Origin of the sequence: Mycolicibacterium sarraceniae (assembly GCF_010731875.1) — a bacterium.
Lineage (GTDB): Bacteria > Actinomycetota > Actinomycetes > Mycobacteriales > Mycobacteriaceae > Mycobacterium > Mycobacterium sarraceniae.
In genome coordinates this window covers 2,379,643-2,395,655 of the sequence record NZ_AP022595.1, presented here as the reverse complement: position 1 = coordinate 2,395,655, position 16,013 = coordinate 2,379,643, and the positions used below count along the sequence as shown (strand labels likewise).

Here is a 16,013-nt window from a genome sequence, read left to right as displayed (position 1 = left end):
CCGTTGACCTGCAGGTTCAGTTGGTTTAGTGCTCTGTTTGGGGCACTAAGCGGGTAAGTTCGGGTGGTGGCGTACGTGCGGAAGGTGCGCACCGCCTCGGGCGCTGTCGCGGTGCAGGTGCAGGTGCAGGTGCAGGTGGTAGGTAAACACCGAGGGCAGCGCACGATCCTGGCTCATGTCGGTTCCGCGCACACCGATGCCGAGCTGGGGATCCTGGTCGAGGCGGCCCGCCGGATCGCCGCTGCCGATCAAGGTGCACTCGATATCGAGGTGGCTGCCTGAACCCAGCGGGTCGGTGATGTCGCCGACTGGGGTACCGGCACGCTGAGCCTGCCGACCGCTGGTGTTCCCAAGGGCGCCCCGGTGTCGCCAGGGCGGACCACGTCGACGTGTTCACGCCTGCTCTACGACACCCTCGGTGCGGTCTACGACTGGCTCGGTTTCGATGCCGTCAACGACCCGGTATTCCGTGATCTGGTGATCGCCCGCCTGGTGGAACCGACCAGCAAGGCCGATGCCGCCCGGGTTCTGACCGATCTCGGCGCAGAGATAGTGTCCTACAAGACAATTCAACGTCACCTCGCGAAGGTCAACACCGGTGACTACCGCGGTGCGATTGGGACTTGACCCCATGTGTTGGACACGCTCAATCCCGGGATGTTCCTGGGGGAAGCGAGATGATCCAGCGCGATGGCAAGGAAAAACTATCCAGAGGAGTTCAAGCGTGACGCGGTCGCGCTGTACCGGGACACCGAGGGTGCGACGATCACGGTGATCGCCGCCGAGCTCGGTGTCAGTGAGGCGACACTGTCGGCGTGGTGCAAGGCGGCCGGGGTGTCGATCCGGCACTGTCGGTCGGCCTCGGCGGCGGCAGCGAGCCCGGGTTGCGAGACTGCGGAGCAGGAGCTGGCCCGGCTGCGGGCTGAGAACAAGGCGTTACGCGCCACGCAGGCCCGGTTGTCCACCGAGCGGGACATTCTGCGGTCGGCGGCGAAATATTTCGCCGGGGAGAGGAACTGGTGAGCCGCTTCCAGTTCGTCGCCGACCACCTGCACGCCTTCGAGGTGAAGTGGCTGTGTGCGCTCGTGGAGGTCGCACGTTCGTCGTTCTACGCATGGCTGGCCGGTGCTGACGGCCGCGCGGCGCGTGAGGCCGCTGACCAGGTGCTGGCCGAGCGGATCCGGGTGGTGCACGACGAGGACAACACCTACGGGGCACCGCGGATCACCGCCGAGCTCAACGACGGCGTGCCCGACGGTGAGCGGGTCAACCACAAGCGGGTGGCCCGGGTGATGCGCAGCCACGGGATCGCCGGCTACCAGCGCCGCCGGCGTGTGAAAACCACGGTGGCTGATCCGGCCGACCAGAAGGTCCCCGACCTGCTCAACAGGGACTTCACCGCCACGCAGATCAACACCCGCTATGTCGGGGACATCACCTACCTGCCGTTGGCCACCGGCGGCAACCTGTACCTGGCCACGGTGATCGACTGCTGCTCGCGGCGGGTCGCGGGTGGGCGATCGCCGAGCACATGCGCACCGAACTCGTCGCCGACGCCCTGCACGCCGCTACCGCCCTACGGGGCAGCCTGGCCGGTGCTGTGTTCCATGCCGATCACGGAAGTCAATACACCTCAAAGGATTTCGCACGACTCTGCAAAGCTCTTGGAGTTACCCAGTCGATGGGTGGTGTGGGGTCAAGTGCCGATAACGCGCTCGCGGAATCGTTCAACGCCACCCTCAAGCGTGAGGTCCTGCAAGACCGGTCCTGCTGGCCCGACGCGGCGAGTTGCCGCCGCGAGGTGTTCGGCTGGCTGGCCCGCTATAACACCAAACGACGGCACTCCCGATGCCGTCATTCCAGCCCCGCGACCTACGAAAGGAACCTAACGACCACTACACTGCCCGAAGCCGCCTAACCACAAATCCCGTGTCCACTGCATGGGGGCAAGGCCCATTGCAGGGAAGTGCTTCACCCACGCCGCGGACCGCGGTGGGCTGAGCCTGCTGTTGTACGACGTCACGACCCTGTATTTCGAAGCCGAGAACGAAGACGACCTGCGTAAGGTCGGCTATTCCAAAGAACGGCGCATCGATCCGCAGATCGTCGTGGGCCTGCTGGTGGACCGGACCGGGTTCCCGTTGGAGGTCGGTTGTTTCGAGGGCAACACCGCCGAAACCACCACGCTGGTACCGATCATCCAAGCTTTGCAGTCCCGCCACGACCTCGGTGACACCCCGATGGTCATCGCCGCTGATGCCGGCATGCTGTCGGCGTCGAACCTGACTGCTCTCGATGAGGCCGGGTTGGGGTTCATCGTCGGATCGCGTGAAAGCTCCGATCGATTTGGTGTCCCATTTCCATTGGAACGGTGACGCTTTCACCGACGGACAAGTAATCGACACCGTCACACCGCGGCACGCCAAATCCATCGTCAATGATCCCGCTCACCGCGCCGAGCCCGCCTGGAACCCCGACGAGCACCCCAACGCGTGGCGGGCGGTCTGGGCATATTCGGCCAAACGGGCACGCCACGATCAGAAAACTCTCTACGCCCAGGAGACCCGCGCTCGCGCCGTCATCAGCGGTGAGCGTGCCGCCAAGTCCACCCGCTTCGTCACTACCCGCGCCGGTGACCGCGTCCTCGACGAGGCCAGCCTGGCCCGAGCCCAGTCACTGGTCGGCTTGAAAGGCTACGTCACCACCATCCCCGCCACCATGATGCCGGCCGCCGAGGTCATCGCGAAACATCACAACCTCTGGCACGTGGAACGCTCATTTCGGATGCCCAAGAGCGACCTTCGCGCCCGGCCGATGTTCCACCGCACCCACGAGGCCATCGAAGCCCACCTGACCATCGTGTTCACCGCCCTGGCCATCGCGCACAACGTCCAGGACCGCAGCGGCCTGGCCATCGCCAAAGTCATCAAGAACCTGCGCCCGCTGCGCTCGGCGACCATCGCCATCAACGGCACCAGCCAGACCTTCCCACCGGAAATCCCAGCAGCCCAACAACAAATCCTGAACGCCCTCAGCATCCCGAAACCGGGGCACTAAGCCAAATGTCCTAACTCAGGTCCGGCAGCAACGACTCCCAGAACGACGGCTGATCGCCTACAGTACGAAACACGATGGCCTCAATCCCTTCCGCAATAAGGGCTTTGAGGCAATCTTTCCAGCTCGGCACCGCCAACCCCCGGATCAACCCACCGACTTTTTCAGGTCGAAGTAGCTAGAACAACTGCCAGAGCTCAATCGCCGTATTCTCTCGGCATCCAGTGTTCAGCAGCGTCGCAGCCAAATTGAACCCGGACTCTCGGCGCGCAAATCGCTAGGCACCAACTCCGAATGTCGGTGCCACAGCCACGAACTAAAAACTTCGATACGCCATGCGCTGTTGTTGCAAAGAAATGCATGCAAGAAATAATCTTCGTTCCAATTCCGTCCCTCATTATGCCATTGGGCCGGATATTCGAAGGGCCAGAATATGTCGTGAACGTGCACCACTACGCCTTTTCGAAGGCGCGGCAGAACATGGAGGAAAAGCCAGACGACGTCAGATCCGGCCTTCGCGACGTGAGTGGAATCGATGAATAAAATGTCGGAATCTTCAAGTGAAGTGAAGATCTCCATATCTGCGTCTTGAACTGGACACACGGTCACGTCCACCTTGTCCCCCGATTTCAGCAGCGCCAGCAACCGGTCAGGATAGGGCTCAACACAGGTTACGCGGAGGTCGGGCAACAAATACTCGGCCGTGTCCAGTAATTTCGCTGTTGAATAACCTGATCCAACCTCTACCACGCGTTGGGGGCTCAAGTGGCGCACCATAGCCTGGTAAAGAGACGCATCTGCGGGCCCGTACATCCCGTTCGTTTTGTAGCGGCGTTCGGGGACTCCATCAAAGAGCGGAACCAAGTCTCGAAACAACGCCAACTGCTCAGCCTCGCGGAGGTCGATACCTGGTGCTTCAGCAGGCCATCTCAGGGCCCGCTCGATGTCATCGCTAGAATTCATCGGCGAGTAGAAGTGACCGGGCCTGACCCAAGGCGGTCTTGCGCACGCGTCAACGAGTGCTCGGGCTGTTCGAATGCCACGTTGACGGAGTCGCGCGGACCTCACGCGCAGGAACGATCTCGCAGACTGCCTCACCCCGGAATGCTCCTCTCCCGATGAACGTGTTGCAGACATGTGCTGACGCCCCCCAATCGATCTAAACGCTCCACCAATTCACCGAGAATCAAGTGTCACATGTCAGCTGCCAGCCGTTGGGATCATGCGGTGATAGAACTCAACCAACTCTTGGCGGGAGAACTCCCATGAAAGCTGTTTCTCGAGGCGGGCCCGTCCGAGTAGTCCCATCGTGGTTCGGCGGGCGGGTTCGTCGAGCAAGTCGCTGATAGCTTGCGCGAACGCTAGCTCATCGTTGGCTGGCACATAGATTGCCCCCTCGCCTGCCGAATGCCGGGGACAAGCAGACGTCGGCGGTCGAGAGGCAGCGTTGGACATACTCGTCGGGAGCCCTGCCGGGAAAGGCTATCACGTCGTCGAGGCCCAGTTGGCTACTGAGCGCGACCATGTCGTCGTAGCTGTCACCCGCTCCCATGAAGATGCAGTGGAAGTCATCGCGTGCGAGGTTGTCGCGCAACAGTTTCAGCGCCCGCAACGCGTAGTCCACGCCATCCTGCGGACCCATCACACCGAGGTAAGCGAGTAGGTAGCGCTTTCCGTGGCGCAGGCTGTCATCCGGCGGCTGCTGGAGGAAGCGGCTCAAGTCCGGCGCGCTGCGACCCACCGATGCTATCGTCCCGCGACAGGGCGATCTAGTGGCCCCGCGGAATCGCCGCGACGATAACTCAGGGGGTTCCCTTGCTTGGCGACCAACAACCCGAAGCGCCGAGCAATCGGCGCCTTGATATTCAGGGTATGCGGGCGATCGCCGTGCTTGTCGTGGTCGCGTTTCACGCGGGGCTGCCTCTGCCGGGTGGCTTTGTCGGCGTCGACATCTTCTTCGTGATCTCAGGATTCGTCATCACAGCGATGCTGCATCGGCACTTGCAGCAGTCCGGCCGCATCAAATTCGGCGACTTCTATCTGCGCCGCTTCAAGCGGCTGACACCAGCGTTAGCCCTGATGATCGCGGTGACGATGATGCTGTCTGCCGCTTTTGTTTCTCCATTGGGTCCGCAGCAGACAGCAGGCCAGACAGCTGTCGGCGCCATGGCGCTTGTGGCGAACATCGTGATCGCCACCACCGCCGGTGGTTATTTCAACGCCAAAGCCGACACCAACCCGCTATTGCACACCTGGTCGCTGTCCGTCGAGGAGCAGTTCTATCTCGTCTTTCCCATGCTGATTCTCCTCGGCTGGGTGCTGGCGCGATCCCGACGGCGTTTCATGACACTCAGCCCGTTGCTCATCGTCGCGGCATCTGGCGCAGTCTCATTCACGCTAGCCGTCGTGAGTTCGCACGGAGTCAGTGTTCCTGGCTTCCAACGAATCCTGGGCTTTTACGGTCCGGTGACCCGGGTCTGGGAGTTCGCCGCCGGGGCACTATTGGCGTTGATGCTCGCACGCTGGGCGCCTGCTTCGACACGCCTCTGTCAGGTTCTGAGCATCATAGGTTTGGCTATCGTCATCGGTTCTGTCTTGGTCATCAATGACCGAACACCATTTCCGGGAACCTGGACTCTCCTACCTGTCACCGGCACACTGCTGCTCATTCTCTCCGGAACTCGCGCCACGGGTCCGGCGTTTCGGTTGCTAGCCGCACGTGCCATGGTCAAGGTCGGCGACTGGTCGTACTCCGTCTACTTGTGGCATTGGCCATTCATCGTCGTCGCCGGACTGCTGTTACCCCACGACCCCTGGGCGTTGTTCGGGGCAGCCGTCCTATCGTGTGCTCCGGCGATGTTCTCCTACAGGTATGTGGAAGAACCCATCCGAAAGCTCGAGGGGCTCAACCGCCGTCACTGGATTGGTTTGGTGGCCACGGTGCTCGTGATTCCGATGCTCCTTGGAGGCAGCCTATGGTTCAGCGCCTCACGTGGGTGGTGGTCGCAGCCCGTGCGCCACCTTCAGGCGGCGACGATCCCGCTTCATACCGCAACCATTGCAGGCTGTGACGAGCGTCAACCACTAGACCCAGCGGTCAAGAGCCACTGCACGTGGGGCTCGGACGCGGCAGGCAGTCCGATCTACTTGGTCGGCGACTCGAACTCGACTCAGTTCAGCGAAGGCATCATTGCTGCGGGAAGACACCTCGGACGACAGGTCGTCGTAGCCGCGGCGGTTGCTTGCCCGATGGTCGATATCTACCTAGACACACCGCCCCCATCAGATAAAGCAGTCTGTCGACGATATGTCGAAGGCACTCTTGACTATCTGAAGCGCAGCGAACCTGGCGTAGTCGTGATCGCCAACACCGACCAATACTGGCACTCAAGCATATTCAAGGCTGGTAACTCGATCGAAGCGCTTTCCACCGAATCGAGCCGAAAGGTCGCAGCTCTGCGGATCGGTCTGCTCCGAACCGTCGAGACTCTCATGAGCGCGGGACAGAAAGTGCTACTGATTCAAACAATTCCGCACCTGAATTGGGACCCCAGCCGGTGCAACCTGTTCGACGTCATCGAAAAGCGCTGCGCCACAGAAACCACGCTCGAAGCCGCGATCACTCCCGTGTTGGCCACACGCTCTGTTCTGAAGGAGGTCGCACACGATACCGGGGCCGCTATCTGGGATCCAGCCGCTGCGCTCTGTCCGGCCCAAGTCTGTTCGACGGAAGCGCCAAACTTTGTGCGCTACCGGGACTCGGCCCATATAAGCGTGCCCCAGTCAGCGGCACTCGCCCCGGATCTACAAGCAGCGATCGCGTCTGCTGGCGAATACGCAGCGGGGGCTAGTGACCTGAGCCACTAATTCCACTGGTCGAGCTTGATCGGCGGGAACTGTCAATCAGCACTGTCCGACGCTGACGCGGCCGGCTCGCAGAACCGCGTCTGGATACATTAGCGTTCCTCAGCTGTCGCCTCGGATGGCATTTCTATCGCAGCCGGCCGGCCTGCACCCCGATATTGGAGCAGCAACTCTCTGTCCGACAGTACTGCCGCACTCTTTCGGCCGAGAAAATATATTCCCGAAGCCGCGTCCAGGGACGCGGGATTGTTGATAGTGAACTTGTCCATGTACTTGAAGAAAAAAGATGTGAAGGCAGCGAACACCATGGCGAGTTTGTGCAACGACTTTTTATTAGTTAAGCTCATCAAAAAGGCCTTATAAGACCACGCCAGTGCCATACCGGTACCACATGTTGCACCGCTGGCAATCTCATCGAATTTGCGAAAAAGGCGTCTGTGACCCAAATGTGTGAATCGTGTGAAATCGTACGCGCCGGCATGGACTTGCTGCATGAACGGTGTATCGGCATAAACGATGCCGTCGTCTCTTAATACGCGGTGTATTTCGTCAACAACCTTCCCGGGGTCAACCACGTGCTCAAGGACGGCCTGGGCAATCACACCATCGAATGAGCAGTCCGAGAAGGGGATGGCATGCGCATCCAAAACGATGCTCGTGCGCGGCCCAAACGCCACGTCTGACTCTATGAACTCAAAATCCGACCGACTTAGCAATAGGTCCATCCCCGAGCCCACGATACTGCCGCCAAGGATCAACACACGCGGCTTAGTTGTCGTGAGCATGTCCTCCAGGAGACGTGCGAAGTTCACATAGTTGTCTTCGGCCACGATGTTGGCGCTCACCGAAGGAAGAAGTCTCCGCAGTCGTTGTTTCAGTCGCGAATTCGTAGGGAAGAACGTCTCTCGCCGTGCTACGAAGTCACTCAGCGCGAAGACACTATTCTCTTCGTCGATCAGAATCGGTATTCCGTCTACTATGGGAAATCGCTTTCCGCAGGCGGGACTCTGACACGTCATCCCTTCACCCGCCGACGATGCCAGGATACCTCTACAGCAAGGGCACACCAGGTGAGCAATAGCAGTTGCGCTCAACTCTGGGCGAGCCAGCGGCTGGGTGTTCACAACGATCCCTTGGCCCTTCGTTCGAGTTACATGGGTCAACACTGAGATGGTCAAGTCTAGTAACGTGTGCCGACTTCCCATTTATAACAGCGCCGCTACCACGCTATACCCGTGTAGCTTTCACGATCGCGCCATTTCCGCGCGTCAGGCAACCGAACCAGATCGATAACTCGCTGATCGGGTGAACATCGAGCGACCGCCTCGCTGACTTCGGACGCACATGTCCCGACGATCAGTATTTCTCCATGGCCAAGGACTGCGTCGATATCGTCACTGAGTAGCCGGCCGATATGTGGGAGCCGTTGACTTATGTAGGTCCGGTTGGCGCCCACTAGCCGCGACAGAGCTACGTTCGCATCGAAAATCCTCACGTCGAACCCCTTGCCGATCAAACGTTCCGCCAATTCCACCAACGGGCTCTCCCGGAGATCATCAGTACCTGTCTTGAACGCAAGGCCGAATATCCCTACTTTGCGGCGTCCATCCGCGATGACCAGGTCGACGGCGCGCTGCAGATGACTTTCGTTGGACCGCAACAGATTTCCGAGCAACGGCGTGTCCACGATGTTATGCCGGGCTATGTGATTGAGCGCCCGGACGTCCTTTGGCAGACAGGACCCCCCGAAGGCGAACCCCGGGCGCAGGTATGCCGAGCCCAGATTCAACTTCGTGTCAGCAAGAAAGATGTCCATGACGTCATGCGAATCAAGGCCCAGCGAGGCGCAGATCGCGCCGATCTCGTTGGCAAATGCCACTTTCAGCGCATGAAAGCTGTTGTCAACGTACTTGGTCATCTCGGCGACACTGATCGGAACCACGTAGCGAGGTCCGGGCAGGTCCTCGTAGAGTGCCATCACCGTCTCGGCTGTGCGCGAATCACTGGCGCCAACAACCGTTTTCGGCGGGTCAAAGAAATCTTTGACACTGGTCCCTTCACGGAGAAACTCTGGATTGACGCAGACGCCGAAATCAACGCCAGCGCGCTTCCCCGACAGTTGTTCGAGCATCGGAATCAGCAGGCTCTCACACGTTCCCGGAAGCATCGTGCTGCGATAAACGACGACATGCCAACGGTCCATCTCTGCAAGGGCAACACCGATCTCCGCGGTCACCTGTTCCAAGAACGCCGTCGTCAGCTCCCCCGTGGGGGTCGACGGTGTTCCGACGCAGATCAGCGAGATGTCTGACCTGGCTACCGCATGCCGGGCCTTAGTGGTCACGGTCAGCGTTCCCGCCGCGACGGCTTCGGCGGCCAGCTCACCAATCCGCTCTTCGAGAATCGGTGCGACACCTCGGCCCAGCATGTCGACCTTGTCGGCGTTCACGTCGACTCCGATGACCTGACACCCCCGCAAGGCGAGGCACGCAGCCGAGACGCAGCCGACGTAGCCGAGCCCAAAAACGCCCACACCTATCCGGAATTGGTGGGTCATGACTCACGCCTCATTTCGATTGCTTTCCTCGAGCTTGGCTGGTGCCAACGCCAGAGTGCCCCCTCAGAAGCTCCTCGACGTTTCAAACTGGCCGAAGGACCTGAAACGGACCGTCTCCTAGTGTCGCGAGCACGCAACATCCTTGCACGATTGAATCATTGGCGGCACCTTCGAGAAACCACCATGATCCTTTGATCATGCCCGGCGATTCGCCCGAGGACAGCGCGAGGACGGTTTGCCAGTGGACGTATTCGTCCCATGCGCGTCGGCGAGGAAACGATCGTCACCATTCGTCGTCGAGGTTTGCGTTGTTTCGCTGAATACAGGCTACGCGACAGTTCTTCCCGCTCATGGCTATGAGTCCGTGGTCATCGCCGACTTGCTGAATCGGCGGCAACACGAACCACGAGCTTCCCTTGCGACGAGAAACACCCCAGCTTCCTCAATCGAGGTTTGCTGTTCATTGTGTATCCACACGCCGCTGGGACTATCCTTACGTTAGTTTCCGCGAGGGACGGAAGCGGGTCGTGGGGGACATGTGAGGGCTGTGAGCGACGGCGACCCGTTCGAGCCGTCGATACGTGGTGTGCAAGTCGACGCACGGCCACCTGGGTGGCAGGAGACGTATGCCCGCCGGCTCGTGGCGGTCGATTTGCTAGCTGTCGTCTTAGCTGTGGCCCTCGCACAATGGCTGCGCTTCGGCGGACCGCTCGCGATTGCCCGTCCCCGTGGGGGGTCCAGCGACTGGGTGGTGTACTTCTCCAACTATCTGGTGGTGTCCACCCTCATCATCGTCGGCTGGATGCTGGTGCTGTCGATCAACCGCTCGCGGGCACCGCGCGTCATCGGCTCCGGGGTCGAGGAATACCGACGCGTGTGCGTCAGCACGGCCGCGACGTTCGGCAGCATCGCGATCATCTCGATGGCCTTTAAACTCGAGATCGCCCGCGGTTATCTGCTGATCGCACTCCCGAGCGGCATCCTCCTGTTGATCCTCTTTCGCTGGATCGCACGTCGCGTTGTCGTCGAAGCGCGAAAAAGATACGGCCATTGCGTCACCCGCATTCTGGTCGTCGGAAACCCATCGGCCGTTCGTGATCTGGCCAGTTCCTTCGCCGGTAACGGATCCGAATTCGCGGTCGTGGGAGCATGCGTCTCCGGCCGAGCGAGCCGGAGGCCCCTCGACATCGCGGGCGTAGGGATCATCCCCAACTTCGGCGACGAGTCGAATATCGTCGCGGCCGCCACCGAGACCAACAGCTTCGCCGTCGCCGTCGCCGCGTCCGAGCAGCTCGATGGCCGCGCTTTGCGTGAACTGTCGTGGGAACTCGAAGGCCTCAATATCGACATGTTCGTCGCGCCCGGCGTGGTCGATGTCGCCGGCCCGCGTCTGCAGATGCGGCCGATCGCCGGTCTCCCCCTCATCCACGTGGAAAAGCCCACTTACCAAGGTGCCAAACAGTTTGAGAAGCGGCTCTTCGACGTGGTGTTCTCCAGCCTGGTCCTGCTCTGCGGGCTACCCATCCTCGCTCTCATCGGTCTCGCCATCAAGCTGACCAGCCCCGGGCCCGTCTTCTACCGGCAAGAGCGGATCGGAGTGGAAGGGCGGCCCTTCCAGATAATCAAGTTCCGCACGATGGTCGATCGCGCCGACACGATGCTCGGCGGACTTGTCTCGCTCAACGAAAGCCCCGGCGGAGTGCTGTTCAAGATGCGCGACGACCCGCGAGTCACACCGGTTGGTCGCGTACTGCGCAAATACAGCCTTGACGAGTTGCCGCAGTTCATCAATGTCCTTAAGCGCGACATGAGCGTCGTCGGCCCGCGGCCACCGCTGGCCAGTGAAGTCGAAACCTACGACGACTCCACCCGACGCCGCCTGCTGGTCCGCCCGGGCATCACCGGTCTGTGGCAAGTCAGCGGACGCTCCGACCTGTCCTGGAGCGACTCCGTGCGGCTCGATCTGTTCTACGTCGAAAACTGGTCGATGGTCTCTGACCTACTGATCGCGGTGAAAACGGTCAAGGTCATCTTGAGCCACGCCGGCGCGTACTGAGCAAGCTTCGCGCTCTCAGCTCACCGACCGCCGGCACAGCTCCACTATCGGGGGCAGCAAATCGGCGATCCGCCCGCCGACGTCGGTGAAGAACTCGGGGCTCTGGCCAATCGGGTCGCTAATATCCCACCGTTTGTCAGTCGCCACCCGCGGGCGGAGCGCAGCCAGATCGGTGATGTTCGCGGGCGCGAACTCGGCGGCGAGCCTCGCCGCCTGGGCGAGGGTGTAAGTCCTGCTGAGCTGCCGCGGCACCTTCTCGAGCACGACGTCGCAGTGCTCGCGCGTCATCGTCAGAATCAGGTCGGCACCAGAGGCGATCTTCGCGCTCAACCGTCGGGCGCTGAAGTCCGACGCGTCCCCGCCGAGGCTTTCGATCACCCGCACCGAGTCCGGATGAATCGGGTAACCGACCAGCGCCCGTGTCCCCGCACTCGACGCCGTGAATTCCGGAACCTGTAGCCGCTCGGCGAACAGCACCGCGAGCCGCTCGGCGATCGGCGATCGGCAGATGTTCCCGGTGCACACGAACAAAACGTGCACAGCACCCCCTACTCCACTCTGAAAGACGAATGGCCACCTACCGCGGTAGGTGGCCATTCGCGCTAAAGAATTACAGCTGATCCTCGGTGAAGTTCCGGACGACGGCCGGGTCGACCGGGATGCCCGGGCCGGTAGTCGTCGACACGGTGATCTTCTTGAGGTAGCGACCCTTGGAGGACGACGGCTTGGCGCGCAGCACCTCGTCGAGCGCGGCACCGTAGTTCTCCACCAGCTTCTTCTCGTCGAAGGACGCCTTGCCGATCACGAAGTGCAGGTTGGCCTGCTTGTCGACGCGGAAGTTGATCTTGCCGCCCTTGATGTCGTTGACGGCCTTGGCCACATCGGGAGTGACGGTGCCGGTCTTGGGGTTCGGCATCAGACCGCGCGGGCCCAGCACGCGGGCGATCTTGCCCACCTTGGCCATCTGGTCGGGCGTGGCGATCGCGGCGTCGAAGTCCAGGAAGCCGCCCTGGATCTTCTCGATCAGGTCGTCACTGCCCACGACATCGGCGCCGGCGGCCAGCGCGGCCTCGGCCTTCTCGCCGACGGCGAACACCGCGACGCGCGCGGTCTTACCCGTGCCGTTGGGCAGGTTGACCGTGCCGCGGACCATCTGGTCGGCCTTACGCGGGTCGACGCCGAGCCGGATCGCCACCTCGACGGTCGCGTCCTGGTTCTTCGACGAGGTCTCCTTGGCGAGCTTGGCCGCCTCGAGCGGGCTGTAGAGCTTGGTGCGGTCCACCTTTTCGGCGGCTTCGCGATATGCCTTGCTGGTCTTGCTCATTGGTGTCTCCTAGGTTCAGAGGTTGTGGTTGCGAGCCGAAGCGGGCTCTCCCACTGGGTCGAATCACTCGGCTTCTGCCGGGTCGATCCGCAAGCTACTCGACAGTGATACCCATCGACCGGGCGGTGCCGGCGATGATCTTGGCAGCCTGATCGATGTCGTTGGCGTTGAGATCTTCCTTCTTGGTCTCGGCGATCTCGCGCACCTGATCCCAGCTGATCTTCGCCACCTTGGTCTTGTGCGGCTCGGCCGAACCCTTCTGGATACCGGCGGCTTTGAGCAGCAGGCGGGCAGCGGGCGGGGTCTTCAGCGCGAAGGTGAAGCTGCGATCCTCGTAGACGCTGATCTCGACGGGGATGACGTTACCGCGCTGGTTCTCGGTCGCGGCGTTGTACGCCTTGCAGAACTCCATGATGTTGACGCCGTGCTGGCCGAGCGCAGGGCCGACCGGCGGGGCGGGGTTGGCCTGCCCGGCCTGGATCTGCAGCTTGATCAGCCCGACGACCTTTTTCTTCTTCGGGGCCATGGGTGTTCGATTTCCTTTCCGGGGGCCGAAGCCCGATTACTAGATCTTGGCGACCTGGGTGAAGGTCAGTTCGACGGGTGTTTCGCGGCCGAAGATGGACACCAGCACCTTGAGCTTCTGCTGCTCGGCGTTGACCTCGCTGATCGAGGCCGGCAGCGTCGCGAACGGGCCGTCCATGACGGTGACCGACTCGCCCACCTCGAAGTCCACCAGGATCTCCGGGCGTTCCAACGTGGCCTCAGACGAGGAAGCAGATGCGGTCGACGCCGCCTTGCCGGGCTTCTTCGCCGCGCCCTGCGGCAGCAGGAACTTCACCACGTCATTCAGCGACAGCGACGTCGGCCGCGACGTCGCGCCGACGAACCCCGTCACGCCGGGGGTGTTGCGCACCGCGGCCCACGAGTCGTCGGTCAGGTCCATCCGGACCAGGATGTAGCCCGGCAGCACCTTGCGATTGACCTGCTTGCGCTGGCCGTTCTTGATCTCGGTGACCTCTTCGGTCGGCACTTCCACCTGGAAGATGTAGTCGCCGACGTCGAGGTTCTGAACGCGGGTCTCGAGGTTGGCCTTCACCTTGTTCTCGTAGCCGGCGTAGGAGTGGATGACGTACCAGTCGCCCGGCTTGCTGCGCAGCTCAGCCTTAAGCGCCTCGGCCGGATCGAGCTCCTCCTCGGCGGCCTCGTCGGCGGCATGCGTCGCGTCAGCATCAGGCGCCGCCTCGAGCTCAGGTGTGGCCTCCTCGATGTCCGCGTCCACCGCTGTCGCGGTGTCGTCGATGACATCGATCGCCTCACCCGTGGGCGTATCGCCTTCGGGGGTTGTCACGGTAGTCAGTCCTCTCTAAAAAACATCAGCGGTGAGCTAGCCGAACACCCACAGCACCAGCTTGGCCAGGCCCAGGTCGACCCCACCGATCAGGGCCACCATGAACGCCAGGAACAGCAGGACGACAGTGGTGTAGCTGACCATCTGCTTGCGGTTCGGCCAGATCACCTTGCGCAGTTCGGCGACGACCTGCTTGAGGTAGTTCCACACGAACAGGAACGGGTTGCGCGACGGCCCCGACTTCGCCTTCTTTTTCTTGGCCTTGGTGGCGGACTTGTCCTTCTCGACGCCGAGTTCCTCGGCAGTCGATTCGGCTTCCTCCGGCTCAGCCAACGCAGTGGTGCCTGCACGCCGAGACCGCTTGCCAGTGGGACGCGCGGGCCGGGTCACGACGACGGTCTCACCGCCGGTGTCCTCGTTGCCATCCAGTCCGCCCTCGCCTGCGGCGTCAGCACTGTCGCGCTCGTCGCTCACCGCATGCTCCTTTGTGTCGAGTGTCTAGGCCAAGTACCCCAGTGCCGGTTACCTCAGCCCGGTGTGCACCCTCCAGTGTCCACCATGTTCCAAACCAGTCTTATTCAGTTATTGCAGGGGCGACAGGACTTGAACCTGCAACCTGCGGTTTTGGAGACCGCTGCTCTGCCAGTTGAGCTACGCCCCTCTGCAACGGAGTGCCCCACATAGCTCGCGCGCTCCCCGTCCGGTCAACCCGAACCGACGGACAGCGCGCTTATCTGGGAAAACCCCGAGGTCCGAGTGTACAACGGTGCATCGGGCAGGTGTTAATCCGTCGTCAGTCCTGACTGACCGGCTTGCGCAGCACCTGTCCGGTCTCGGGATCCCAGCCCGCCGAGATCGAATTCTCGCCCTCATGCGCCATCAGCGTGGTGAACGATTCCATGACGATCTCGCCGTGCTGATCGATCAGGACGTTGCGGGTAGTGACGATATCGGCGCCGAAACGCTCGTCGACGCTCTCGATGTACATGGTGCCGCGCACCTCGTCGCCCTCAACGATCGGCCGGTAGTACTTGAACTTCTGATCCACCTGCACGATCTGCAGGGTTTTCAGCCCGATGTCCACATGCTGGAAGAAGTGCCGCTGGATCATCACAGCGAGGATCGACGCGAACGTCAGCGGCGCCACCAGGCCGGAGTGGCCCAACTCGGCGGCGGCTTTCTCGTCGGTGGAGGCGGGAACCGCGGACTTCACCGAGTTCGCATACTGACGAATCTGCTCGCGGCCCACTGAGAAAGTGTCCGGGTACTCCCAAATCATCCCGCGGATATCGGTCTTGAGCGCCATCGTTACGCCAGCTTCGCTATCGCCACGGCGCGCCCGAAGATCTTCTTCCCGCCGGTCGTCGCCACCAGTGCGATCGTCACGGTCTTGGTCTCGGCGTCGGCCGACTTCACTTTGCCGCTGAACACGATTTCGGCGCCGACGCCGTCGTTGGGCACCGGCACGATGGCGGTGAAGCGCACGTTGAATTCGGTCACCGCGCCCGGATCGCCGACCCACGTGGTCACGAAACCGCCGCCGAGGCCCATCGTCAGCATGCCGTGGGCGATCGCGGTATCCAGACCGACCTGCTTGGCGATCTCGTCGTCCCAGTGGATCGGGTTGAGGTCGCCGGACACGCCGGCGTAGTTGACCAGGTCAGCCCGGGTGAGATGAATGACCTGTTCGGGCAGCTCTTCGCCCACCTTGATCGAGCTGAACTCACGCAATGCCATCGTTGACGCCACTCTCTCCCGTCTCACTCACGACACTGAGCAAGTGTCGTGTAAGCCTCCTGCGCTACCG

At 61.8% G+C, this 16,013-nt stretch carries 13 protein-coding genes, 1 tRNA gene and 3 pseudogenes; 5 read left to right on the top strand and 12 right to left on the bottom strand.

Annotated features, from left to right (window positions below; translation table 11 throughout):
• Positions 1-66: 66 nt before the first annotated feature.
• The 3 pseudogenes from G6N13_RS12055 to G6N13_RS12045 all read left to right on the top strand — a co-directional run.
• Positions 67-618 (top strand): annotated as a pseudogene (locus G6N13_RS12055) (IS1634 family transposase); the annotation flags it as partial.
• Positions 619-690: 72 nt separating this feature from the next.
• Positions 691-1,918: pseudogene (locus tag G6N13_RS12050) on the top strand (IS3 family transposase).
• A gap of 31 nt (positions 1,919-1,949) precedes the next feature.
• A pseudogene (locus G6N13_RS12045) lies at positions 1,950-3,057 on the top strand (IS1634 family transposase); the annotation flags it as partial.
• A gap of 225 nt (positions 3,058-3,282) precedes the next feature.
• Here G6N13_RS12045 and G6N13_RS12040 read toward each other — a convergent pair.
• Both G6N13_RS12040 and G6N13_RS24555 read right to left on the bottom strand, forming a co-directional pair.
• Positions 3,283-4,017, bottom strand: a complete 735-nt coding sequence (locus G6N13_RS12040; protein ID WP_163697288.1) for a class I SAM-dependent methyltransferase — start codon at positions 4,015-4,017, stop codon at positions 3,283-3,285.
• Between the two features lie 403 nt (positions 4,018-4,420).
• Positions 4,421-4,774 (bottom strand): glycosyltransferase, encoded by a 354-nt coding sequence (locus tag G6N13_RS24555; RefSeq protein ID WP_220096790.1) that lies wholly within the window; start codon positions 4,772-4,774, stop codon positions 4,421-4,423.
• A 95-nt stretch (positions 4,775-4,869) separates the two neighbouring features.
• Between G6N13_RS24555 and G6N13_RS12030 the strand changes: the two genes are divergently transcribed.
• The gene (locus G6N13_RS12030; protein ID WP_220096781.1) at positions 4,870-6,921 is read left to right on the top strand and encodes an acyltransferase family protein; all 2,052 of its coding nucleotides are present in this window, start codon (positions 4,870-4,872) and stop codon (positions 6,919-6,921) included.
• Between the two features lie 89 nt (positions 6,922-7,010).
• Here G6N13_RS12030 and G6N13_RS12025 read toward each other — a convergent pair whose 3' ends face one another.
• Positions 7,011-7,763 carry a class I SAM-dependent methyltransferase gene (locus tag G6N13_RS12025; protein WP_197746831.1) on the bottom strand — a complete coding sequence of 251 codons (753 nt, stop codon included), beginning with the start codon at positions 7,761-7,763 and terminating at the stop codon, positions 7,011-7,013.
• 374 nt (positions 7,764-8,137) lie between these two features.
• Positions 8,138-9,475, bottom strand: a complete 1,338-nt coding sequence (locus tag G6N13_RS12020; RefSeq protein ID WP_197746830.1) for a nucleotide sugar dehydrogenase — start codon at positions 9,473-9,475, stop codon at positions 8,138-8,140.
• A gap of 547 nt (positions 9,476-10,022) precedes the next feature.
• Here G6N13_RS12020 and G6N13_RS12015 point away from each other — a divergent pair.
• The gene (locus G6N13_RS12015; RefSeq protein WP_163697281.1) at positions 10,023-11,531 is read left to right on the top strand and encodes a sugar transferase; all 1,509 of its coding nucleotides are present in this window, start codon (positions 10,023-10,025) and stop codon (positions 11,529-11,531) included.
• Between the two features lie 15 nt (positions 11,532-11,546).
• Here G6N13_RS12015 and G6N13_RS12010 read toward each other — a convergent pair whose 3' ends face one another.
• The 8 genes from G6N13_RS12010 to hadB all read right to left on the bottom strand — a co-directional run bounded on the left by G6N13_RS12010 (position 11,547) and on the right by hadB (position 15,943).
• Positions 11,547-12,056 carry an arsenate reductase/protein-tyrosine-phosphatase family protein gene (locus G6N13_RS12010; protein ID WP_322789319.1) on the bottom strand — a complete coding sequence of 170 codons (510 nt, stop codon included), beginning with the start codon at positions 12,054-12,056 and terminating at the stop codon, positions 11,547-11,549.
• Between the two features lie 85 nt (positions 12,057-12,141).
• A complete protein-coding gene (rplA, locus tag G6N13_RS12005; RefSeq protein ID WP_163697277.1) occupies positions 12,142-12,855 on the bottom strand; it encodes a 50S ribosomal protein L1 in 714 nt (237 codons plus the stop codon).
• 94 nt (positions 12,856-12,949) lie between these two features.
• Complete coding sequence (gene rplK / locus G6N13_RS12000) at positions 12,950-13,381, bottom strand: 50S ribosomal protein L11 (protein ID WP_163697276.1); 432 nt, start codon at positions 13,379-13,381, stop codon at positions 12,950-12,952.
• A 39-nt stretch (positions 13,382-13,420) separates the two neighbouring features.
• Entirely contained in the window at positions 13,421-14,206 is a 786-nt protein-coding gene (gene nusG / locus G6N13_RS11995; protein ID WP_163697273.1) for a transcription termination/antitermination protein NusG, read from the bottom strand.
• A 36-nt stretch (positions 14,207-14,242) separates the two neighbouring features.
• Entirely contained in the window at positions 14,243-14,680 is a 438-nt protein-coding gene (gene secE / locus G6N13_RS11990) for a preprotein translocase subunit SecE (protein WP_163697271.1), read from the bottom strand.
• A 114-nt stretch (positions 14,681-14,794) separates the two neighbouring features.
• Positions 14,795-14,867: transfer RNA gene (locus G6N13_RS11985), tRNA-Trp, on the bottom strand.
• 132 nt (positions 14,868-14,999) lie between these two features.
• On the bottom strand, positions 15,000-15,512 hold the full coding sequence (gene hadC / locus G6N13_RS11980) for a (3R)-hydroxyacyl-ACP dehydratase subunit HadC (RefSeq protein ID WP_163697270.1): 513 nt from the start codon (positions 15,510-15,512) through the stop codon (positions 15,000-15,002).
• A gap of 2 nt (positions 15,513-15,514) precedes the next feature.
• Positions 15,515-15,943 (bottom strand): (3R)-hydroxyacyl-ACP dehydratase subunit HadB, encoded by a 429-nt coding sequence (hadB, locus tag G6N13_RS11975; protein WP_163697267.1) that lies wholly within the window; start codon positions 15,941-15,943, stop codon positions 15,515-15,517.
• Positions 15,944-16,013: the final 70 nt, after the last annotated feature.